General features: G+C 66.9%; 21 protein-coding genes. 12 read left to right on the top strand and 9 right to left on the bottom strand.

Annotated elements, in window-relative coordinates; translation table 11 throughout:
• The first annotated feature begins 147 nt into the window (after nucleotides 1-147).
• Both A5701_RS15365 and A5701_RS15370 read left to right on the top strand, forming a co-directional pair.
• The gene (locus A5701_RS15365; RefSeq protein ID WP_067755093.1) at nucleotides 148-948 is read left to right on the top strand and encodes an enoyl-CoA hydratase/isomerase family protein; all 801 of its coding nucleotides are present in this window, start codon (nucleotides 148-150) and stop codon (nucleotides 946-948) included.
• Nucleotides 945-1,703 (top strand): enoyl-CoA hydratase/isomerase family protein, encoded by a 759-nt coding sequence (locus A5701_RS15370; RefSeq protein ID WP_067755096.1) that lies wholly within the window; start codon nucleotides 945-947, stop codon nucleotides 1,701-1,703. The genes A5701_RS15365 and A5701_RS15370 overlap by 4 nt, the downstream gene beginning before the upstream one ends.
• 2 nt (nucleotides 1,704-1,705) lie before the next feature.
• On the opposite strand, the gene A5701_RS15375 is transcribed toward A5701_RS15370, so the two are convergent.
• Nucleotides 1,706-2,908 (bottom strand): acyl-CoA dehydrogenase family protein, encoded by a 1,203-nt coding sequence (locus A5701_RS15375; RefSeq protein ID WP_067755099.1) that lies wholly within the window; start codon nucleotides 2,906-2,908, stop codon nucleotides 1,706-1,708.
• A 2-nt stretch (nucleotides 2,909-2,910) separates the two neighbouring features.
• Entirely contained in the window at nucleotides 2,911-3,723 is an 813-nt protein-coding gene (locus tag A5701_RS15380; RefSeq protein ID WP_067755102.1) for an enoyl-CoA hydratase/isomerase family protein, read from the bottom strand.
• A gap of 100 nt (nucleotides 3,724-3,823) precedes the next feature.
• Here A5701_RS15380 and A5701_RS15385 point away from each other — a divergent pair, with 100 nt between their 5' ends.
• The 6 genes from A5701_RS15385 to A5701_RS15410 are packed head-to-tail and all read left to right on the top strand — an operon-like array spanning nucleotide 3,824 to nucleotide 9,618.
• Nucleotides 3,824-5,020, top strand: a complete 1,197-nt coding sequence (locus A5701_RS15385; protein WP_067755105.1) for a cytochrome P450 — start codon at nucleotides 3,824-3,826, stop codon at nucleotides 5,018-5,020.
• On the top strand, nucleotides 5,017-5,814 hold the full coding sequence (locus tag A5701_RS15390) for an enoyl-CoA hydratase/isomerase family protein (protein ID WP_067755108.1): 798 nt from the start codon (nucleotides 5,017-5,019) through the stop codon (nucleotides 5,812-5,814). The genes A5701_RS15385 and A5701_RS15390 overlap by 4 nt, the downstream gene beginning before the upstream one ends.
• A gap of 9 nt (nucleotides 5,815-5,823) precedes the next feature.
• Nucleotides 5,824-6,639: an SDR family NAD(P)-dependent oxidoreductase gene (locus tag A5701_RS15395; RefSeq protein WP_067755111.1), complete on the top strand. Its 816-nt coding sequence runs from the start codon at nucleotides 5,824-5,826 to the stop codon at nucleotides 6,637-6,639.
• Between the two features lie 5 nt (nucleotides 6,640-6,644).
• On the top strand, nucleotides 6,645-7,181 hold the full coding sequence (locus A5701_RS15400) for a nuclear transport factor 2 family protein (protein WP_067755114.1): 537 nt from the start codon (nucleotides 6,645-6,647) through the stop codon (nucleotides 7,179-7,181).
• Nucleotides 7,178-8,125 (top strand): SMP-30/gluconolactonase/LRE family protein, encoded by a 948-nt coding sequence (locus A5701_RS15405; RefSeq protein WP_067755117.1) that lies wholly within the window; start codon nucleotides 7,178-7,180, stop codon nucleotides 8,123-8,125. The genes A5701_RS15400 and A5701_RS15405 overlap by 4 nt, the downstream gene beginning before the upstream one ends.
• Nucleotides 8,122-9,618, top strand: coding sequence for an adenylate/guanylate cyclase domain-containing protein (locus A5701_RS15410; protein ID WP_082969765.1), 1,497 nt, complete (start codon nucleotides 8,122-8,124; stop codon nucleotides 9,616-9,618). Before A5701_RS15405 ends, A5701_RS15410 begins: the two co-directional genes overlap by 4 nt.
• A gap of 13 nt (nucleotides 9,619-9,631) precedes the next feature.
• On the opposite strand, the gene A5701_RS15415 is transcribed toward A5701_RS15410, so the two are convergent.
• Nucleotides 9,632-10,927: an amidohydrolase family protein gene (locus A5701_RS15415; protein WP_067755120.1), complete on the bottom strand. Its 1,296-nt coding sequence runs from the start codon at nucleotides 10,925-10,927 to the stop codon at nucleotides 9,632-9,634.
• A gap of 117 nt (nucleotides 10,928-11,044) precedes the next feature.
• Here A5701_RS15415 and A5701_RS15420 point away from each other — a divergent pair, with 117 nt between their 5' ends.
• Nucleotides 11,045-11,263 (top strand): hypothetical protein, encoded by a 219-nt coding sequence (locus A5701_RS15420; protein ID WP_067755123.1) that lies wholly within the window; start codon nucleotides 11,045-11,047, stop codon nucleotides 11,261-11,263.
• Nucleotides 11,264-11,274: 11 nt separating this feature from the next.
• Here the strand turns inward: A5701_RS15420 and A5701_RS15425 are convergent, their stop codons facing one another.
• Genes A5701_RS15425 through A5701_RS15450 form a run of 6 tightly spaced genes read right to left on the bottom strand, consistent with a single transcriptional unit; the run spans nucleotide 11,275 to nucleotide 17,589 of the window.
• Nucleotides 11,275-12,414, bottom strand: coding sequence for an acyl-CoA dehydrogenase family protein (locus A5701_RS15425; RefSeq protein WP_067755126.1), 1,140 nt, complete (start codon nucleotides 12,412-12,414; stop codon nucleotides 11,275-11,277).
• A 2-nt stretch (nucleotides 12,415-12,416) separates the two neighbouring features.
• Nucleotides 12,417-13,460, bottom strand: coding sequence for an acyl-CoA dehydrogenase family protein (locus A5701_RS15430; RefSeq protein WP_067755129.1), 1,044 nt, complete (start codon nucleotides 13,458-13,460; stop codon nucleotides 12,417-12,419).
• A 2-nt stretch (nucleotides 13,461-13,462) separates the two neighbouring features.
• Nucleotides 13,463-14,656, bottom strand: coding sequence for a cytochrome P450 (locus A5701_RS15435; protein ID WP_082950437.1), 1,194 nt, complete (start codon nucleotides 14,654-14,656; stop codon nucleotides 13,463-13,465).
• Between the two features lie 52 nt (nucleotides 14,657-14,708).
• On the bottom strand, nucleotides 14,709-15,158 hold the full coding sequence (locus tag A5701_RS15440; protein WP_067755132.1) for a VOC family protein: 450 nt from the start codon (nucleotides 15,156-15,158) through the stop codon (nucleotides 14,709-14,711).
• Nucleotides 15,155-16,378: a CoA transferase gene (locus A5701_RS15445; RefSeq protein ID WP_369807423.1), complete on the bottom strand. Its 1,224-nt coding sequence runs from the start codon at nucleotides 16,376-16,378 to the stop codon at nucleotides 15,155-15,157. The genes A5701_RS15440 and A5701_RS15445 overlap by 4 nt, the downstream gene beginning before the upstream one ends.
• Entirely contained in the window at nucleotides 16,354-17,589 is a 1,236-nt protein-coding gene (locus A5701_RS15450) for a CaiB/BaiF CoA-transferase family protein (protein WP_197499180.1), read from the bottom strand. Before A5701_RS15450 ends, A5701_RS15445 begins: the two co-directional genes overlap by 25 nt.
• A gap of 107 nt (nucleotides 17,590-17,696) precedes the next feature.
• Between A5701_RS15450 and A5701_RS15455 the strand changes: the two genes are divergently transcribed.
• From A5701_RS15455 to A5701_RS15465, 3 genes are read left to right on the top strand one after another with little or no spacing between them, the layout of a single operon-like run.
• Nucleotides 17,697-18,902 carry a cytochrome P450 gene (locus tag A5701_RS15455; RefSeq protein WP_067755141.1) on the top strand — a complete coding sequence of 402 codons (1,206 nt, stop codon included), beginning with the start codon at nucleotides 17,697-17,699 and terminating at the stop codon, nucleotides 18,900-18,902.
• A 23-nt stretch (nucleotides 18,903-18,925) separates the two neighbouring features.
• A complete protein-coding gene (locus A5701_RS15460) occupies nucleotides 18,926-20,134 on the top strand; it encodes a CaiB/BaiF CoA transferase family protein (protein ID WP_369807424.1) in 1,209 nt (402 codons plus the stop codon).
• A 39-nt stretch (nucleotides 20,135-20,173) separates the two neighbouring features.
• Nucleotides 20,174-21,031 (top strand): mycofactocin-coupled SDR family oxidoreductase, encoded by an 858-nt coding sequence (locus A5701_RS15465; protein WP_055404272.1) that lies wholly within the window; start codon nucleotides 20,174-20,176, stop codon nucleotides 21,029-21,031.
• The last annotated feature ends 64 nt before the right edge of the window (nucleotides 21,032-21,095 follow it).

Below are 21,095 nucleotides of genomic sequence, written 5' to 3' on the forward strand. Positions count from 1 at the left end.
TCGATCGGAACCGCCGAACAGATCGAGGCCTTCACGGCGTTCCTGCAGAAGCGATCTCCGGCTTGGGCGGTCAGCCGCGATCGAGACGCGTTTGTCCAGACCCGACGACCGGCGTGGCTGGCGCCGCACGAGGACGGCTGACCGCCCATGACCGAGTTACCGCAGGGCACGTCGGAACTGACCGGGTGCGACGAGATCCTCGTTGCCGCCGACGGTCCCGTCCGGATCGTGACGCTGAACAACCCCGACGACGCCAACGCGGTCAACAACAGAATGCACACGGCATTCTCGAGACTGTGGGCGACGCTGGCCGAAGATGCCGACGCGCGGGCTGTGCTGATCACCGGCACGGGCGACTACTTCTCCGCCGGCGGAAACCTGGTGGAGTGGCTGGAAACCCACGTCAACAACCCGGTGACACGCCGCGCCGGGATGCGCGACGCCCGCCGCATCGTGCGGGACATGATCGACTTTCCGCTGCCTGTGGTCGCGGCCGTCAACGGGCCCGCGGTCGGCTTCGGGTGCAGCATCGCGGTGTTGTGTGACATCGTCCTGATGTCCGACCGCGCGTTCTTCGCCGACACTCACGTCGCGAGCGGCCTGGTCGCCGGTGACGGTGGGTCGGTGCTGTGGCCACTGTTGATGAGCCTGCTGAAGGCCAAGGAATACCTGATGCTCGGCGAACGCATCAAGGCCGACAAGGCCGTCGAGTTGGGCCTGGCCAACCGCGTCGTGTCGCACGCGGAGATCAAGCAGGAGGGGCTGTCGATCGCCCACCGCCTGGCCGCGTTACCACCGAGGGCGGTGCAGGACACCAAACGAACGCTGAACCTGCACGCCCAGCGCGCGATCACCGGCATCCTCGAATACGGGATCTCCGCGGAGACCGAGTGTTTCACCACGCCCGAACACCGGGCCGCCATCGACAAGTTCCTCGGCCGACAGTGACGGACAGCGATCCGCTCATTCGCCGCGAGGACCATGGCGGCATCGCCGTCCTCTTCCTCAATCGGCCACGCCGGCGCAACGCCCTCTGTTACGAAACCTGGACCGAGCTGTCGATCGCGCTCGGCGGAGTGGTTGCGTACGGCGACCGCGCGTTGGTCTTAGCCGGCGCCGGAGACTTCTTCTGCGCCGGTGGGGATTTGAAGACGGGGCCGGCACGCGGCGACGGTCCATTGGGCCCTGCCGGCCGCGTCGAGCACGCCCAACGCGTAATGGAACAACTCAAAGCTGTGCCGATACCGACGATCGCAGCAGTCGAGGGTGCGGCCGTCGGCCTCGGCTGGAGCTTGGCGCTGGCGTGCGACCTCGTCGTGTGCGCTTCCGACGCATTTTTTGCCGCCCCGTTCGTCGCGCGTGCGGTGGTGCCCGACGGCGGATTGGCCTGGCGCTTAACGCAGCAGCTGGGCCGCAACCGCGCTGCGTCGTTGCTGCTGCGAGGAACACGATTGCCGGCCGGCGAGGCGGAGCAGCTCGGGCTGGTGACCGAGATCGTCGAACCCGGATCCGCCGTCAGCCGCGCCCTGTCCATCGCCGACGAAATCTCCCGAGCCGATGCGGGGGCGGTGGAGATGACGAAGCGGCTGATCAATTCCGCCGAGGCCGCCCAGCTCGCCGCCTTCCATCCGCTCGAGCTGGCGATGGCGACCGTGGCGCAACAACGTTCGGCGGCCGCCAAGGGCCGGGCCGGGTACGCCTGACGTCAGCGCGGCATCCCGAGGCCAACAGTCGAGATCAGATCGCGCTGGATCTCGCTGGTGCCGCCGCCGATCGTGTGGAGCAAGGACAGCAAGAGGCCTTCGGAGAAGTGCCCGTCGAGCACCGCGTCGGGATCGTCCGGCATGAGTTCGCCTGCCGGACCCAGGATCTGGGCCCCGAGTGCGCGCAGTTCGGCGGTCAGTTCGGAGTGATACAGCTTCGACAACGACGGAAGCGCGGGATCCAGGGCGCCGGCCGCCTGCAGGTGCGCTACGCGATACGACAGGGCGCGGCCCACCTCGACGCGTTCGACGGCGCGGGCCAACGCGATGCGGTTGGCCGGATCGGACAGGGGGTCGTGCGCCGAGCCCTTCTGCGCGTGGCACCAGTCGATGAGCTCATCGAGGTAGCGTTGCGCCTGGGCCGCCCTGGTGACGTTCGACCGTTCGGCGTCAAGCAGCGCCTTCCCGACCGTCCAGCCCTGCCCCTCGGCTCCGACGAGGTTGGCGGCGGGCACACGCACACCATCGAAGAACTCCTCGGCGAAGGTCGGATACCCGGTCATGGACCGGATCGGCCGGCGCGTGATTCCCGGACTTTCCAGGTCGACGAGGAAGAACGAGATTCCGGCCTGGCGCTTGTCCTCGATGGGCGAGGTGCGCGCCAGGACGAAGATCCAATCGGCGAGCACGCCGTTGCTGGTCCACGTCTTCTGTCCGTCGAGGACGTACTCGTCGCCGTCTCGCCGGGCCGTCATCCGCAGCGACGCCAGATCCGAGCCGGCCTCAGGTTCCGAATAGCCTTGTGCCCACATGCGTTCCGATCGGGCGATCGCCGGCAGGTGCTCGGCCTTCTGCTCGGGCGTGCCGTATTTGAACAGCACCGGTGCCAGCATGTTGACTCCGTTGGTGTTCACCAGCGGTGCGCCCGCATAAGCGAGTTCCTCGCGGATGACCACCTGTTCGACGATCCCGCGTCCGCCGCCCTCGTACTCGGCGGGCCAGTGCGGCACGAACCAGCCCTGCTCGTGCAACTTTCTGCAGAACGAGACCGCACGTTCGTGGGCGTCGCGCGGCAGGTAGTCGGGATTGGCCGCGGTGCGGCGGAACTCGTCGGCGAGGTTGTCCGCCAGCCACTCGCGGATCGAAGTCCGCAGTGCCTCGGTGTTCTCGTCACCGCCGAATTGGATGAGGGGCTTGCACGGCATGGCTAGATGCGCTCGGTCGGTTTGGAGCCCTTCTTCATCAGCTCCGCCATGAATTCCTGGAATTCCTTGCTGCCGGTCACCATCGCCTGCAGGTCGTTGGTGGCCTGCTGGTGGGTGCGGAACCCCATCGTCTCCCACGCGCGGATGACGCCGGATTTGACGGCCTGCAACGTGATGAGCGGCGCCTTGGCGATTTGGGTGGCCAGTTCCTCCACGGTGGCCTCAAGCTTGTCGGCCGGGACCACCCGGTTTACGAGACCGAACTCGAGCGCTTCCGCCGCGCTCAATCGCTGGGCGGTGTAGAGGTATTCGGCGGCCCGCTTGTAGTTCATGAAGACCCACGGCTCGAACATGGTCTCGGCGCCCGGCAGGCCGAACCCCGGCACCAGGGGCATCTGAAACCACGCGTCCTCGGAACACACCGTGATCTCGGGGATCAGCGCCCAGGTGGTACCTCCGCCGATCGCATACCCATGCACCTGGGCGATCACCGGCTTGGGGAATTCCCACAACTTCAGCACCGGCCATAAAAACAACTGCGCGGCCGAACGCCACACCTTGCCGGACGCTTGCAGTTCGGCCATGAATTCGGGGTACGCACCGGTGGGGATGTGACCGGAGCAGAACCCCTTGCCGTTGGCCTTGATGATGACGACCTTGATGTCATAGTCGTACTGCGCATCGTCAAGCGCCTCGTTGACGCTGTGGACCATTTCCGAGCTCTGGGCGTTGGCGGCGTCCGGGTTGTTGAGGATGATCCGCGCGATCGGGCCATCTTTCTGGTAGATCACGTGCTCGAGTTCTCGCGTTTCCATCGTTCGTCCTCCTCAACACCGGGCAGACGATCACCACGCCGTCAGCATGGTGCAACTATACAGATAATGTATTAGTGTTCTTTGGGAAGGGACGGTGCCGATGACGACGATCGAGTTACGTTGGGATCCGTTCGACCGCGCGTTGCACGAGAATCCGTATGGGGTCTGGAAACGGCTGCGCGACGAAGCGCCAACTTACTACAACGACCAGTACGGCTTCTACGCTTTGAGCCGGTTCGCCGACGTGATGGAAGCGTCGCTGGATACCGAGACGTTTTCCTCGTCGCACGGGATCACCCTCGACGCGATCACCGACGAGCCTTGGCCGCCGCCCCGGGCGATGATCATGATGGATCCACCCGACCACACCGCACTGCGAAAGATGGTCAATCGCACCTTCTTCCGCACTCAAGTCGCCCAGCTCGAGGACCGGGTCCGCTCGCTGTGCTGCGCCTACCTGGATGCGTTCGTCGGCACCGACGGCTTTGACTACGTGCGCGACTTCTCGATGAAGCTCCCGGTGATGGTGATCAGCTCGCTGCTGGGTTTCCCCGAGGAAGACCACGACAACCTGCGCGAGTGGTCGGATGCCCAGCTGCATCGCGACGAGGGCACGACCGAGCTGAATGAGGAGGGCCAGCAGGCCAACGTGAAACTGCTGGGCTACTACGCCGATCAGATTCAGCGACGGCGGGCCGCACCGACCGACGACATCGTCGGCAACCTGATGAGCTCCGACCTGGTCCAGGCGGGCCGCGAGACCCGCCGCCTGGACGATGGCGAAGTGTTGATGTTCATCGCGATGATCAACGTCGCCGGCAACGAGACAGTTGCCCGCTTGCTGGGGTGGGCCGCGCTGACACTGGCGAGATACCCCGACCAGCGGGCCAAGTTGGTCGACCGGCCCGACCTGATCGGCAACGCCGTCGAGGAACTGCTGCGCTACGACGCCCCCTCGCCGGTACAGGGCCGCTACACGAAACGCGACGTCACTTACAACGGCACGCTCATCCCGGCGGGCTCGCGCGTTGCCCTGCTGACCGGGTCGGCGGGCCGCGACGAACGCCAATACGAGAACCCCGACGTCCTCGACGTCGAGCGCACGGGAATCCGGCACATCAGCTTTGGCCATGGTTCACACTTCTGCCTGGGCGCGGCGCTGGCCCGCCTCGAGGCCCGGGTGGCGCTGGAAGAGACGTTGAAGCGTTTCCCGACCTGGGACGTCGACCGTGATGCCGTGACGTACGTGCACACCAATTCCGTGCGCGGCCCCGCCAGCGTGCCGATGCGGCTGTGACACCCGACCTCGCCGTCCGCACCGAAGGCGCGGTGCTCTGGTTGGTCTTGGACCGCCCCGAGGCCGGCAATTCGGTGACGCGGGCGGTGCAGCAGGCCCTCATCGAAAACCTCCGCTCCGCGTCCGACGACGCGGGCGTCAGGGCGGTGGTGCTCACCGGCCGCGGTGACAAGCATTTCTGCACGGGACCGAATCTTCGGGACCCGGGAATGCAGCCCAAGAAGGACCGCATTGCGGGCGACGCCGCCCGCATTCTGCGTACCGGGTCTCAGGCGGTGGTGACGGCGTTGCTGGACTGCGAAAAGCCGGTGTTGTGTGCGCTCAACGGGACCGCCGCAGGGGTGGGCGCCAGCATGGTGCTGGCGTGCGACCTCATCGTGGCCGCCGAAAGTGCTCGCATCATCGAGCTTTTCGCGCGGCGCGGGCTCGCACCGGACGGGGGTGCCGCCTATCTGCTGGCGCGCAAGGTTCCGTTCAACGTCGCAAAGCAGCTGCTGCTTTTCGGCGAGGAGCTCTCCGCCGCGGAAGCCGAGAGGATCGGCCTGGTCAATAAGGTCGTCGGTGCCGATGACCTGGAAGCCGAGACGGCCGCCTGGGCCCAACGGCTCGCCAGCGGGCCCACCCGTGCGCTGGCGGCGGCCAAGGCGATGCTGAATCAGGCATTCGACGTCGACCGCGATGCCGCGTTTCGCACCGAGGCGCTGTTGGTGGAGCAGGTCGCCGCGACCGACGACGTCGCCGAGGGCATGGCGGCTTTCACCGAGCGACGCGACCCGGACTTTCGTGGGCGCTGAGAGACGCTCATGACGCTGCACCGAAACGCCGCATCGCTGGACGGCCGGGTCGCCGTCGTCACGGGCGGGGGCGGTGGGATCGGAAGCGCCATCGCCGAGGCCCTCACCGAATTCGGCGCACGGGTGGCCATCTGGGAGAAGGACCATCCGAGTGCCACGGAGGTGGCCGCGCGGGTCGGCGGCCTCGCGTGCGTCACCGACGTGCGCGACGCCGAACAGGTCGACGCGGCGCTGGCCACGACCGTCGACGCGCTGGGGGTTCCGACCATCCTGGTGAACAATGCCGGCGGGGTCTTCTGGTCGGGCCTGCTGGACACCTCGCCCAACGGCTGGGATGCCCTGATCCGGATCAATCTGACGCAGGTGCTGCTCTGTACGCAACGCGTAGCGCGGGCCTTGGTCGAGGCGGGACAGGGCGGCAGCGTCATCAACATCAGCACCATCGAGGCGGTCCGCGCCGCGCCCGGGTTTGCCGCCTACGCCGCGGCCAAAGCGGGCGTGGTCAACTTCACCAAGACCGCCGCGCTTGAATTGGCACCGCACAACATCCGCGTCAACGGGCTCGCGCCCGACTTCACGCTCACCGAGAGCCTGCAGAAGATGGCGCCCAACGGCGTCGAAAACGCCAAACTCATGGTGCCGATGGGCCGCGCGGGCCACGTCGACGAAATGGCCGGCGCCGCAATCTTCCTCGCCAGTGACCTCAGCGCCTACGTGACCGGGCAGACGCTGCACGTCGACGGCGGGACATCGGCGGCCGGCGGCTGGTATCACCATCCGCAATCGGGGCGCTACGTACTCGGCCCCTCGACCCCGGTGCCCTAGCCCCGATGCACGACACCGAAATTCGGGACCTGTTGGCGAAGGAGGAAATTCGTCAACTGCCCTTCCGTTACGCCGCCGCGATCGAAACGCGGGACGTCGATGCGATGGCCGAATTGTTCGTCCCGCACGCCCGGTTCGGCGAGCACGGAGAGGGCCCCGAGGCGCTGCGCCGGCTGATGTCGGCCAGCGTCGACGGGAGCGTATTCGCGGTCATCCTCGTCGCTAACCACCTCGTCGAGCTGGACACAGCGGACCGCGCCCGCGGGCAGGTCTGGGCCCAGTGTTTCGCCCAGACCGACGCCGAGGGGTTTGTCGAACAGCTCATCAAGTACGAGGACCGCTACGAGCGGCACTGCGGGCGTTGGCTTTTCCTGCACCGAAGGCATCACCTGTGCTACGGCGTCAGCCGCCGGCCGTCGCCCCTGACACAAGGAGCCGCAGCCTGGCCACGAAACCAGACCGGCGTCGGCGACCTGCCGCTGAGCGACCCGGTCTTCACGGCTTGGTGGCAGAGCAAGGCCGACGGGGAAACGCGGCCGTGAGCTCCGGCCGTTGCCTAGCCGAGGGGCTCTCCTTCCCCGAAGGCCCGGTCGTCTACGACGACGGCTCCGTCGTGGTGTCGGAGATGGCGGCCGGCAGGATCACCCGCGTCCGCCCCGACGGTGTCACCGAGACGGTCGCCGAGACCGGCGGTGGCCCCAACGGGGTGGCCCGGCTTCCGGACGGTCGGCTGGTGGTCTGCCAGAACGGCGGCTCCACCTTCGGACTCGGGCCGTGGCCCTACGATTTCGTCGGCTGTGCAACACTTTTCCGGCCGGTGGGGGCGCCCGACCACCCAGTCACTCCCGCGCTGCAGCTGATCGAAGCCAGCGGTCGGGTCAGCACCCTGTGCACCGAATTCACCGCGCTTTCAGGCGGCACGCTGCCGCTGATGCGGCCCAGCGACATCTGCGTCGACGGCGATGGCGGCTTCTACGTCACCGACGGCGGAGTCACGCGAGGCCGCAACCGCGGCATGACCGGCCTGCTCTACGGCACCGTCGACGGTGGGCTTCGCGAGATCGTCTACCCACTCGAGATGCCCAACGGCGTGGCCCTGTCCCCGGACGGGGCGTTGCTCTACGTGGCCGAGACGCGAACGCGCCGGGTCTGGGAATTCGCGCTCGACGGCCCCGGAATGGTGACCCGGGCGCGCGGTCTGGCAACGGTGCCCAGCGGGGGCCCGCTGAATGTCGGAGGGGCGGACGGGCTTTGTGTCGACGCCGCCGGCAGAATCCTCGTCGCGACCCTCGGGACCGGCGGTGTCACCGTGATCTCCCCGACCGGCGAGCTGTTGGGCGCGATTCCCGCCGACGATCCGATGACCACAAACGTCGCGCTGAGCCCCGACGGCGGCACCGTGTTCATGACGTTGGCATCATCGGGACGACTCGTCAGTGTCGAGAGCTGGCGGGGAAAGTCGACCGCCGCCCGGCAGTCGCCGTGAAGCCCGTCCGGCGCCGGCTGCGTTCGCCGTTCGCTCCCGCCGGCAAATCGCTCGTGATATCGGGGGCGATCGTCCCGACCGTCACTGGCTCGGTCCTGATCGCGGCATTGACCGCGTGGGCCCTGCCGACGGGTGCGGCGCTCCGCGAACACCACGTGATATTGGTCAACATCGTTGCCGGCGTCTGCTATTCGGGCACCGCCCTGCCGCTGGCCGCGATATGCGGGTACACCTTGCTGGGCCTGCCCGCGGGGGCCAACGATGCCACCGCGCGCCGCGTCGTCCTGGCCATCCCGATGAGAATGGCCGTGATCCACGGAACGGTATGGTCGGCGGCCGCCGTCATATTCGTACTCACGAATTTTCGCACCCCCTGGCTGGCCGCAACCCTGGGAGTTTCGATCCTGCTCGGTGCCGTCGTGACAACCGCGCTGTCCTATTGGATGTGCAGGTTTGCGCTGCGGCCGACGGCGGCCAGGCTGCTCACCGAAGACCCGCCGTCACGGCCACGGGGGCCGGGTCTTCGGCTGCGAGCGGTGAGCGCCTGGGTGATCGGAACGGGAGTACCGACGCTGATGGTCATGCTCGTCGCCGCGAGCGCCCTGTTCGTCGAGTACTCCGCTCATCGGCTTGCGCTGGTCGTAATCGTCCTCGTGGGTTGCGCCATGGCCTGTGGCCTGGTGGTCGCCGCATTCAACGCGTCAACGATCGCCGATCCCATCGACGAGGTCAGGCACGGCATGCAACGCGTGCAGCGCGGCGAATTCGACGTGTCCGTTGCCGTTTTCGACGCCTCCGAGCTCGGTCTGTTACAGGCGGGCTTCAACACCATGGCGACCGGACTGCGGGAACGAGAACGGCTGCGCGACCTGTTCGGCCGCCACGTCGGCCAGGATGTGGCCCGTCTGGCCGAGCAACTCGCCGCCGCCGGTGACCAGATCGAGATGGGCGGTGTCAACCGCGAAGTGGCGGTGTTGTTCGTGGATCTGGTCGGCTCGACGCGGCTGGCCACCACACTGGAGCCGCCCGAGTTGCTGGCGACGCTAAACGACTTCTTCACGATGGTCGTGAACGCGGTCGAAGCGAATCGGGGCTTCGTCAACAAGTTCGAAGGGGACGCCGCGCTGGCGATCTTCGGCGCCCCCCTCGACGACGATGACCGCGCCGCGCATGCGCTGGCGACGGCGCGCGAACTCAACAGGATTTTGAATCCGCCCGGCGCGCCGATCAGGGCCGGCATCGGCGTCTCGGCCGGCATGGCGGTGGCCGGCAACGTCGGCCACCCCGGCCGCTATGAGTACACGGTGATCGGCGACCCGGTCAACGAGGCGGCGCGGCTCACCGACGTCGCCAAGCTGTCGGTGGGCGTCGCCGCGTCCGCCGTGGCGCTGGACATGGCCGATCAGGAGGAGTCGCACCGATGGCGGGTCGTCGACTCGAAAGTGCTACGCGGACGGGCGAATTCGACCGACATCGCCGTCCCGGTCGATTGAAGCTCCGTGCGCGTCAGACCTTGTGAGACTTCTGCTCTTCCATCTTGTCTATGAATGCGTCGAATCCGATGCCGCCGTGGCCGGCCATGACCTCGTCGTAGTCGTACTCCGGCGGGTTGCCGCCGTTGGGGCGCCACCCGGCATCCGCGGTGCAGGACTTGAAGCCGCCCTCGGGGAAGGCGTACCAGCGCCGCGTGTTGAGTTCGACAATCTTGGCGGCCTCCTCGTCGGGCACGTCGGCGAGCATCTCCTCGGCGCGCGCGCGGCTCTTGGGCCAGAAGGAGTCGGAGTGCGGATAGTCGCATTCCCAGGTGATGTTGTCGATCCCAATCTGGTGGCGCATCGACATGCCGACTTCGTCCTCGATGAAACATCCGGAGATGTTGCGCCGGAACAGCTCCGACGGCGCCACCGTGGGGTGGATGTTCTGGTAGAACTTGTGCTTGCGCCAGACGTAGTCCGCGCGTTCGACGAGGTACGGCATCCAGCCGACGCCGCCTTCGGAGAACGCGACTTTGAGGTTCGGGTGCTTGTGAAACACCGGCGAGAAGATGAGCTCGGTCGCCGCGGCCATGGACGTTGTGCCCATCAAGGTGATCATCACCGCGAAAGGTGCCTCCGGTGCGGTCTGGGGCGGGAACCCGCCGCTGCCGAAATGCATCACCGCGGTCAGGTTCGTCTCTTCGAGCGCCGACCACACCGGCTCCCAGTACGCGGTGTGGTAGCTGGGCAGCTTCAAGTTGGTCGGGTTGTCCGGCAGCCCGATCGCCCGTGCGCCCTTGGCCGCCACCCGCTCGATCTCGGCGACGATCAGGGCCGCGTCCCACAGCGGTGTGATCGCCATCGGGATGAAGCGGGCGGGGTCGGTGGCGCACCATTCGTCGAGCGAGAAGTCGTTCCACGCCTGGACGGACAACTGGGCGAGTTCCTTGTCCTCGCCCTCCAGGAAGACGGTGCCACAGAAGCGCGGGAAGGACGGAAAGCACAGCATGGCGTGCACGCCGTCGATGTCCATGTCCGCCAGTCGGGCTTTCGGGTCGTAGCACCCGGGGATCATGTCCGCGTAGCGGATTGGGTCGACACCGAACTCCTCCGGCGACTTGCCGGCGACGGCATTCAGCCCGATGTTCGGATAGGCCCTGCCCTCGTAGACCCACTGCTGCACCGGCGGAGCCCCGTCGCGCGGGAAATCGACGATGCGGGGACCGGCGTCGAGGAATTTCTTCGGCAGTCGGTCCGCCCAGACCTGCGGTGGCTCGATCAGGTGATCATCGACGGACAGGAGCTTCATCGAAGGTTGCAGCGGCATTGTGGGAGTCGTCTCTCGAAGTCGTGCGATACGGTACAAGTGAACAGATTCTGACTATTTGACTATAGCGCCGATGGTGGCCGGAGCCCAAACGAACAGGGCGCATCAAGGAGGACCATGACAACATCCGATAGCCCACAGTCGCGCATCCCGCACGACGATTGGGCCGACCAGGACCTGCTCACCAAAGGTGAGGCGGCCGAACGGCTCGCCGCCGAGATCGCCGAGGTCGCTGCCAAACTCGGCGCGTCGGATGATCAGGACGCGACCCTGATGCGACGACTCAACGGGCTCCAGGAGGCCTACAAGCACCTGACGCGGGACCCACAGGGCTGACCCCGCTCCACTCAGGCGCGCGGCAAGCCCAGCACCCGCTGGGCGACGATGTTGCGCTGGACCTGGGCAGTTCCGCCGTAGATGCCCGCGGCGCGCGACCACACGTAGATATCCCATTCCAGGCCTTCGGTGAGCAGCGGGCCGCTGGCCGAAAGGTCCATCATGGCGTGGGCGAAGAACTGGTCGGCACGTGTCATGAGCAACTTGTCCACCGAACCCTCGGGCCCGGGAAGCCGGCCGTTCTTTCGCTCCGTGAGCGATCTCATGACCTTGATCTGCAGTGCCCGCAGCTCCACGTAGGCCTGCCCGAGCCGGGCCCGAGCCGACGGCGAGTCTTCGAGCCAGCCGACGCGAACGTCGTCCTCGAGGCGACGTAGCTGCGTCTTGAGCCGGCCGATCCAGTTGATGTCGCTGGGACCGCGCTCGTAGGCGAGCAGCTGGTTGGCAATGGACCAGCCCTCCCCGCGCCCGCCGAGCAGGTTGCCCGCGGGTACATCGACGTTGTCGAACGTGATCTCGGTGAACTCGCGGTTGCGCGCGGCGTTCACGATGGGCCGCACTTCGATGCCGGGCGTCGACATCGGCACCAGCAACACGGAAATGCCGGCGTGCTTCGGTGCGTCCGGCTCGGTGCGGCACAGCAGGAAGCACCAGTCGGCAACCGCACCGAAGCTCGTCCAGATCTTGCGGCCGTTGACGCGAAACATCTCACGCCCGCCTGCGTCGAGGCAATCGGCCCGGGTCTTGAGGCCGGCGAGGTCGGATCCGGCCTCGGGTTCGGAGAACCCTTGACACCAGCGCACCCGGCCCGACAATAGCCCGGGCAGCAGCGTGTCGCGCTGCTCGTCGGTTCCGAACAGGCGTAACGCGTTGCTGAGGTGACCGACGCCCTCGATGGGCGCGGCGCCGGCCCGCCCGAGCTCGTCGTTGAGGATCGCCTCGTAGACCGGCGCCTTGCCATGCCCCCCATACTCGACGGGAAAGGACAACCCGATGTAGCCGGCTTCGTAAAGCGTTTGGTGCCAGGCATTTTGCGCGTCAGCCCGCGCCGCCGGGTCGTCGGGAATCGCGGCGTCGGCGGCGTGCTCGGACAGCCACTGCCTGAGCTCGGCGCGGAACTGCGCTTCGGGTGCGCTGTCGTTGAAGTCCATGGCTAGGCGAGTTCCCGGTTCGCCAGCCGCAGCGCGGCGATGGCCTCGTAGTGCACCGTCTCGTCGCCGAACAACCGCCGGTCCAACAGCGCCCGACGCAGCCGCAGGTGTGAAACGTGCTCCCAGGTGATCGCGATGCCACCAAAGACCTGCACCGTGGTTTCCACCACCTCCCGGCCCGCGGCCGAGGCGTATGCCTTGGCCGTCATCGCCGCCAGCCGCGCCTCGTCGGCCGGCGAGTGGTCGATCGCCCACGCGGCGTGCCAGAGGCAACTCCGGGCGCCTTCGACTTGCACCAGGGCATCGGCGAGCAGATGACCCACGGCCTGAAACGAGCCGATCTTGACCCCGAATTGAGCCCGCTCGCCCGCATAGCGGACCGCGTCGTCCAGGGCACCCTGCATGATGCCGACCAGGTCGGCGGCGACGGCGGTCATCGCCAAGGACTCGACCCGCTGCCACCGTTCGTCTTCGATGGCCTCGCCGGTCACCACCGCCGAAGCGACCGAATCGGCTGGCAAACAATGGAATTCACGGGTCAGGTCCAGTCCGCGCGGGTCGGCGCCGCACAGTGGTGCGCACACCAGCCGACGTTGTCCGTCGGTGCGGGCGGTCAGTAGTCCGTGGGTGGCGCCCGCGGCGTCGAATGCCACCCCAGGTCGGTGAGCCGAGCCGAAACCCATCAAGTCGGGGCCGAGCACCGGCGCCAGCCGAAGGCCGCCTTCCGCGACGAGCTCCAGTTCCTTCTCGGCTCCGGCCGCCTCCAAGAGCTCGGTGGCCAGCACCGCCTGGCCCACCACCGGAACGGCGCTGAGGGTTCTGGCGAGTTCTTCGATCACGACGACGGTTTCGACGCCGCTCGCCTCGAGCCCGCACAGGCGCGGTGAACGCAACGTCGGCACACCGAGATCCACCAGGCGGCGCCACTGGGCGTCGAGCGCCTCGCCGGTCGGGATTTCGTCCGCGCTGGAAACCCCCACGCTCGCCCCCAGCTGCGCGGCGGTGTCGCGGAGCAGTTGCTGCTCGTCGGTAAAGGCGATCTCCATGGTCAGCGCAGGGTCATCTCCACGCTGGTGTATCCGCGCACCGTCGCGGTAAGCACGCGTTCCCGAGCCCCGATGGCGTAGTCGGGAAACCTGTCGGCGATGTACTCGAACACCAGCTGCGCCTCGCGGCGAGCCAACCATTGCCCGAGACAGATGTGGATTCCCCACCCGAAATACACGTCGGTGCCGCGCGGCCTGTCGATGATGAAACGGTCGGGATCGTGGTAGCGCCGTTCGTCGCGGTTGGCGCTGCCCAGGAGCAGCAGCACCCAGTCGCCGGCGTCCATGGTGACGCCGTGTCGCTCGACGGGCCTGGTCAAGGTGCGAGCCACCCAGTGGCTCGGCGTGTCGTAGCGCAGCGCCTCGTTCACCGCGGCGGGAATGACGCTGCGGTCCTTCACGATGCGCTGCCACTCCTCGGGGTGCTCGGCGAGCGCGACGAGGCCGTTGGAGATCAGCTTCTGCGTGGTTTCCGAACCGGCGGCCGACAGGAGATTGCAGAACATGAGCACCTCGTGCGGGGTCAGGGCGCGCTGGCCGCCGGCCTCGGGGTCGTCGAACGTGGCTTGCAGCACGACGCTGATCAGGTCGTCACCCGGGTCGGTGCGGCGCCGCTCGATCAGGTCACCGATGTACTGGCTGATCAGGCGGTTGGCCTCGATGGCTTTGGCCGGCATCGCGACCTGCCCTTCCTCCCGGGTGAGGAAGGCCTCCCACCAGACGCGCAGCTGCGCGCGGTCGCTGTGCGGCACGCCGAGCAGATCACCGATCACGTCCGTGGGCACCGAGAACGCGAACGCCTCCATCGCGTCGACGGTGGTACCCGGTTGCAGCCGGCCAAGGTGCGTGTGGACCACGGCCCGCAGGGCAGACTCCATGGCGGCGACCGCTTTTGGCGTGAAGAACCCTTTGAGGACCCCGCGAATGCGGTCGTGGCGAGGCGGGTCCATCGAGATCACCGAGTACTTCCGTCCGTCGTTGTCCGGGTTCTCCGGTGCCGGACCGCGCTTGGACGAGAACGTCTCCCAATTCCGCAGAGCCTGCGACACGTCGTCGAACCTGGACAGGACCCACCAGCGGTTTTCGGGATCCCGGTAGACCGGCGCCTCGTCGCGCAATCTCCGGTACACCGGGTACGGATCGTCGAAGATCGCCTTGGAGAACGGCGAATACATCAACTCGCTGGTCGCTGGCACAGCCCTGACTCTATCATCGCAATGAACAATCGGACGTTGAGTGACTAACTGCTCAGTCGCTCGGCGCCGTGCGCTCGATCAACTCGATCCAGTTGCCGTCGGGGTCAGTCGCCATCAGTCCCCGGTTGCCGCCGTCGAATGTGACCGTTCGTTCCGGTCGGGCTTGGCCACCCAGGCGCTCGATACGCGCGACGACCGCGTCCGCGTCGTCGACGCGGAAAGACAGGTGCGTGAAGCCCACCGCGTTCATCCGGCGGGGTCGGCGCTTCTCGCGCACGCCCGGTACCGGGTAGCCGAGCAACTCGAGGCGAAATCCGTCGCGTTGCAGGTAGACCAAGTCCAGCACCAGCCCGGGCACGCCCAGCAGCCGTGCCGTCTCGGGCCCGTCGACCGTCAGGCGGCCGCTTTCGTCGAATCCCATTGCCGTGCAATAGAATCGGACGGATCTTTCGAGATCGCTGACGCACAGCCCGATATGGGTGAGGCGGTCACCGGGGGTCATGCGGTGTCGTCGGCAAGTTCGTCGAGCAGCGCGTTGTGTTCCCCGAGCAAGGGTGGCCGTACGGGCCCGCCCGCAAGAGTGGCGCTGAAAAGGTATGGCGTGCCCGGATAGCGGAACGTCTCCCGCAGTTCCGGGTGGTGGACCGGCACGTGAAACCCGCGGGCGGCGATGTGTTCGTCCTCGAAGGCCTCGTCGGGTGACAGCACCGCTCCGGCGGGGAATCCGCGTCGCTGGCTCTCCAGGAAGTACTCATTCGCCGGCATCCGGGAAGCAATCAAGGTGATCGCGTCGCGGGCCGCCATAAGTATCGCGGTGGTCTCGTCGTCGGCACCGATCATCGCGATGTCGACCGGCTCGTCGCGAGAGGCGGCCATTTCCAGGAACACCGCCTCGGGAAGCTCGTCGGTCAGGCCAAGGTCCGCGAGCCAGGTCAGCAGGTTCGCGAATTCGGTCGGCTTGCGGGGTAGCACGCCGGTGGTGGCGTAGGCGCCGTCCGCGCACCGGACCTGCGTCGGTTGGCTCCGCGTGAAGTACGCGTGACGGCCGGTCTGGCGGACGCACGTCTCGTTGTTGACCAGCCAGTGGTACGTCGTCTGCTCCGAACTGACGTTGCAGGCCGCATTGACGCTGACGTCGACGAGCTGACCCTGGCCGGCCTGGTCCCGGTGCGCAAGGGCCACCAGCGCTCCGATCGCGCAATACAGGCCGGCGAGGTTGGCCGACTGCTCGCCGGCGCCACGGACCGGCGGCAGGGAGTGATCGTCGTAGCCGCAGTTCCAGACCGGACCCCCGCCGGCGAGCATGGTGAGGTCGGTGACGGGTTGGTCGGCCCGCATGCTGTCGAGGCCGAATGGGGTGACCGCCACCCAGATCAGGGACGGGTGCCGGGCATCGCCGACGGGGCCGGACCCGGAGATGACGATGTCGGCGCCAGCGATCAGGCGCCCCAGTGCGTTGGCACCCTCCGCGGTGTCGAGATCGACGGTCACCGACCTCTTGCCCACGTTGCCGCTCCACCAGCGCAGGCTGGTATCCGACCCGATGTTGTCGTGTGCGAACGGCGGTCGTGACCGATGTGAAGATCCCGCGGGAGGTTCGACCACGACGACCTCCGCGCCGAGTTCGGCGAGCAACCTTCCCCCGACGGGGGTGAACTGGCCGCTGATCTCGACGACGCGAATCCCGCTCAGCGCGTTCAGATCACACCCCGCTTCGTCAATTCGTCCAGCTCCTGATCACTGCGCCCGAGCAGCCCGCCCAGCACGTCTCGGTTGTGTTCGCCCAGACACGGCGCGGCCCGCGAAATGCTCCACGGCGACGCCGACATTCGCAGGGGAACCCCTTCGACGCGCACCGTCCCGATCTCGGGGTGCGTCACGGTCGGAAACAGTCCCCAGTTGGCGAGGTCCGGGTCTTCGTCGATCCGTTCCCGCGGCGACTTCACGACACTCGCCGGCACCCCGGCCGCAGTGAGTTCGGCTGCCAGCGAGGAGGCTTCGCGGGTCCGGGTGCAGGCGCTGACGAGTGCGTCGAGTGCGTCGGCGCCGAGCAACCGCTGCTCCAGGGTGGCGAATCGGTCCTCTGTCAATCGCGGTTCGTCGACGACTTTGGACAGCAGGGCGACGTCCCGGTCGTCGCGGCAGGCGATGGCGACCCACCGGTCCTCGCCCAGGCACGGGTAGATCCCATGCGGGGCCATTTCACCGAAGTCGGCGTGGTTACCGTCCGGGAACCCCGGCCGGCGCGCGGGCCGCTCGTTGACCGTCCAATCCAGCACCTCGGTGGGCAGCATCGCGATTCCCGCAGGCACCGTGGCCAAGTCGATGTGTTGACCCTCGCCGGTGCGTTCGCGCTGATGCAGGGCCGCCAGGATCGCGACCGTCATGTAGTAGGCGGCGACGTGGTCCATGTACGAGTAACCCCATCCCGCGGGCTCACGGTCGGGCAACCCGGCTGTGAAGGTGAGCCCGCTCAGCGCCTGAACGATGGGACCCCAGGTCTTGAAATCGCGGTAGGGGCCGCTATGTCCGAAGCCGCAGTTGGAGACGTAGATGATGTCCGGCTTGATCCGGCGCAGCTCGTCGTAGCCGAAACCCATCCTGTCCAGCACGCCGGCGGCGAAATTCTCGCAGACGATGTCGGACAGGGCGATCAGCTCACGCAACAGCTGCTTGCCTGCCTCTTGACGCAGGTTGATGGTCACCCCGAGCTTGCCCACGTTGTGGTTGTTGAAGCCGGCACCCAGATTCACGCCCCGGCGCTCGTCGACGAACGGGCCGACGCCGCGCAGCGCGTCCCACATCCCGCGCGTTGCGGGGTCTTCGACTCGGATGACCTCGGCACCGAAGGCGGCCAGGATCTTCGTCGCCCCGGCGCCCGCCAGTTGACCGCCGAGGTCGCATACCCGAAGGTGGGACAACCCGACGCTCACCATGCAACAATAAAACAGATTTTGTTCTTCTGCCAATGCCGCGCCGCAGCCAGGCCGGCGGGACGGCTACTCGCAGATTAACAGTTGATGTTCTATTGTTCAGTCTTATGGTGACGATCACAGCGGCCCGCTTCGACGAGCCGGCGTTCTACCTCGGCGACCCGAACGCCACATTCGCGCAGTTGCGCGAACACGATCCCGTGCATTGGTACGAGGAGGGCCAGTTCTGGGTGATCACCAAGTACGAAGACATCAAGGGTATCTCGGCTCGACCCGAGAGGTTCAAGTCGGAGCGCATTGGGATCATGATGGATCTGATCGCGCACCGGGAGGGCCGCGACCCTCAGGGATATGGCAACCGCGGCATCATGTTCATGGATCCGCCGGTGCACCGAGTGCACCGCAAGGCCGTCGGCGTGCGGTTCACGCCGGCCGCGGTCGCCAAGATGGAGGCCCGGGTACGCCAGGTCGTCAACGATGCGCTCGACGACCTGCCGAACGGTGAATTCGACTGGATTCAACGGGTCGCCGAGCCCATCCCCGTGTATGTGTTCGCCTACCTGCTGGGAGTGCCCGAGGAAGACTGGCCGAAGGTCGCGGGCTGGGCGACCACGATCGCCAACGTCGGTGGTGGGGCCGCGAGCGACGAGGACTACGCATTCATCTTCGAACACATCGGGCCCTATCTGATGGGCCTCGTCGCCGAACGCAAGGAGCATCCTCAGGACGATCTGCTCACGATGCTCTCCCAGGTGACCGTTGACGGGGAGCCCTTCGACGACATGCAGGTGATGATCTACGCGCTCACCTTGCTCGCCGCCGGCAGTGAGACCACGCAGAGCCTGATCGCGGGAATAGCCGATTGCCTCGACACGCATCCCGACCAATCGGCGGTGTTGTTCGCCGAACCTGGCCTGAGCGGCAACGCCGTCGAGGAGGTGCTGCGTTACTGGACGCCGGTGATGAGCATGGCCCGGCAGGCGGCCCGCGACGTTCGTCTGCGCGGTGCGGAGGTCAAGGAAGGCGACGGGGTGCTGCTCGCCTATGCGTCCGCGAACCGCGACCAGGAGCACTGGGGCCCGACCGCCGAACAGTTCGACATCCACCGCCAGGACGCCGCCAATCACCTCGGCTTCGGGGTCGGCGAGCACTTCTGCATGGGCGCCGCCCTGGCTCGACGCGAAGCTCGTCTGCTGCTGGAGGAAGTGGCGCGGCGCGCCAAGGGGATTCACGTGGTCGGCGACCGAGTGCCCCGCGTGTCGACGCTGGTGCACACGCACGACCACCTGCCTGTTGTGCTCGACTACCGCTGAGGGGCGTGCCCATGAGCGGACCCATGGCAGGCGTACGCGTCCTCGAGGTCGCCCAGTGGACGTTCGTTCCGGCCGCCGGTGCGGTGCTGGCGGACTGGGGCGCCGACGTACTCAAAATCGAACATCCGCGCACCGGCGATGCCCAGCGGGGCCTACGTCAGCTCGGCAACGTGCAGATCGCCGGCGACCGCAACCCCGTCATGGAGCACGCGAACCGCGGCAAACGATCTATCGCCCTGGACATCTCGACACCGGCCGGCCATGAATTGCTGATGGACATTGCGCGCACAAGCGACGTGTTCCTGACCAACTTCTTGCCCGACGCCCGTGCCAAACTGCGGATCGACGTCGATGACTTGCGGACGGCGAATCCCGACATCGTCTATGTGCGGGGCAGCGCATACGGAACGCTCGGCGACGAGGCCGGCATCGGTGGCTACGACATGACGGGCTTCTGGAGCCGGGGCGGTAGCGCGGCAAGCGTCACCCCGCCCGATATGGGCGGCGTCGTCGCACAACCCGGCCCGGCGTACGGAGATTCTCTGGGCGGCATGACAATTGCCGGCGGAATCGCGGCGGCGCTGTTCGCTCGTGATCGGACCGGTGAGGCCAAGGTGGTGGATGTGTCGCTCCTCGGAGTGGGGGTGTGGGCGATGGGGGTGGCAGTCAACGCCGCGCTGATCTCCGGAGAGCCGTGGCAGGCAAACCCCGCCGGCGCCAACGTCGCCCCCCACAATCCGCTGGTGGGCTTCTACCGCACCGGCGACGGGCGGTACATGGGATTGTCGATGATGCAAGGTTTCCGCCATTGGGCGGACTTCTGTTCGCGGGTCGGACTCCCCGAGCTTGCCACCGACGAACGCTTTGCCAGCCATGAGCTGCTAACCCGCAACGCGGCCCAGGCAACTGCGATCCTGCGCGAGGTGCTCGGAAGCAAAACCCTCGAGCACTGGCGCAAAGCGCTGGCCGGTTTCGAAGGGCAGTGGGCGCCCGTACAGAACACGATGGATGTTGTGGCTGACGAGCAGGTGAGGGCAAACGGTGTCATCGCGCCCGTCCAAGGCAGCGGCGGTGCCCTCGAGTTGGTATCGAGCCCCGTGCTTTTCGATCAGACACCGTTTACTCTCGGCCCGACACCGGAGTTCGCCGAACATACCGAGGCGCTATTGCTCGAACTGGGCAAGGACTGGGACGACATCATCGCCCTCAAGGACAGCGGGACCATCGCGTGATCGACAGCCCTCTTAAGATCCAACCAACGGAGTAAGCAGATGAATCGAGTCAGCGGCAAAGTTGCGGTCGTCACGGGTGCGGCGCGCGGCCAAGGACGCAGTCACGCAGTCCATCTCGCCGACGAGGGTGCCGACATCATCGCCGTTGACATCTGCGACGACATCGCGACCAACGACTACCCGATGGCACGCAAGAGCGACCTCGACGAGACGGCGAAGCTGGTGGAGAAGGCCGGCCGGCGGGTGGTCACCGCGGTGGCCGATGTGCGGGATCGGGCGGCCCTGAAGAAGGCGATCGACGACGGCGTTGCCCAACTGGGCGGGCTGCACGTCGTCGTCGCCAACGCCGGCATCTGCCCGCACGGAGAGCACAAAGGGTATCCGGCGTTCCGCGACGTGCTCGACGTGAACTTCCTCGGCGTGGTCAACACCGTCAACGCCGCGTTCGACCATCTGGACACCGGTGCGTCGATCATCGCCACCGGCTCGATCGCCGGACTGGTCTCCCAACACGACATGTTCAACGGTGGCGGCAACGCGGGCCCCGGCGGGCTCGGCTATGGTCTGGCCAAGAAGTTCGTCCGCGACTGGGTCAAATCGATGGCGATGACGCTGGCGGCGCGCGAGATACGCGTCAACGCCGTGCACCCGACGAACGTGAACACCGCGATGATGAACAACCCGATGATGTACAAGACGTTCCGGCCCGACCTGGAGGCTCCGACACACGACGATGCCTTCGTGATCTACCCGATGCTCCAGGCGATGCCGGTGCCCTGGGTGCAGCCCGAGGACATCTCGCACGCCGTGGTCTACCTCGCCTCTGACGAATCGCGATACGTCACCGGGCTGCAGATGTTCATCGACGCCGGTGCCGCGCTGAAAATGGGTTTCTGACCTCCCCGACGACATGACACCCGATCAGGCGGTACGAAGCTGGCTCGAGAGTCACCTGGGGCCC

Source organism: Mycobacterium sp. E3305, from assembly GCF_001666785.1.
Taxonomy (GTDB): domain Bacteria; phylum Actinomycetota; class Actinomycetes; order Mycobacteriales; family Mycobacteriaceae; genus Mycobacterium.

Coding starts and splice junctions, on each gene's coding strand:
- A5701_RS15385 (WP_067755105.1), top strand. CDS start 3,824: ATGACGACGATCGAGTTACGTTGGGATCCGTTCGACCGCGCGTTGCAC.
- A5701_RS15440 (WP_067755132.1), bottom strand. CDS start 15,158: ATGACCCCCGGTGACCGCCTCACCCATATCGGGCTGTGCGTCAGCGAT.
- A5701_RS15455 (WP_067755141.1), top strand. CDS start 17,697: ATGGTGACGATCACAGCGGCCCGCTTCGACGAGCCGGCGTTCTACCTC.
- A5701_RS15395 (WP_067755111.1), top strand. CDS start 5,824: ATGACGCTGCACCGAAACGCCGCATCGCTGGACGGCCGGGTCGCCGTC.
- A5701_RS15415 (WP_067755120.1), bottom strand. CDS start 10,927: ATGCCGCTGCAACCTTCGATGAAGCTCCTGTCCGTCGATGATCACCTG.
- A5701_RS15365 (WP_067755093.1), top strand. CDS start 148: ATGACCGAGTTACCGCAGGGCACGTCGGAACTGACCGGGTGCGACGAG.
- A5701_RS15400 (WP_067755114.1), top strand. CDS start 6,645: ATGCACGACACCGAAATTCGGGACCTGTTGGCGAAGGAGGAAATTCGT.
- A5701_RS15420 (WP_067755123.1), top strand. CDS start 11,045: ATGACAACATCCGATAGCCCACAGTCGCGCATCCCGCACGACGATTGG.
- A5701_RS15380 (WP_067755102.1), bottom strand. CDS start 3,723: ATGGAAACGCGAGAACTCGAGCACGTGATCTACCAGAAAGATGGCCCG.
- A5701_RS15460 (WP_369807424.1), top strand. CDS start 18,926: ATGGCAGGCGTACGCGTCCTCGAGGTCGCCCAGTGGACGTTCGTTCCG.
- A5701_RS15425 (WP_067755126.1), bottom strand. CDS start 12,414: ATGGACTTCAACGACAGCGCACCCGAAGCGCAGTTCCGCGCCGAGCTC.
- A5701_RS15465 (WP_055404272.1), top strand. CDS start 20,174: ATGAATCGAGTCAGCGGCAAAGTTGCGGTCGTCACGGGTGCGGCGCGC.
- A5701_RS15430 (WP_067755129.1), bottom strand. CDS start 13,460: ATGGAGATCGCCTTTACCGACGAGCAGCAACTGCTCCGCGACACCGCC.
- A5701_RS15375 (WP_067755099.1), bottom strand. CDS start 2,908: ATGCCGTGCAAGCCCCTCATCCAATTCGGCGGTGACGAGAACACCGAG.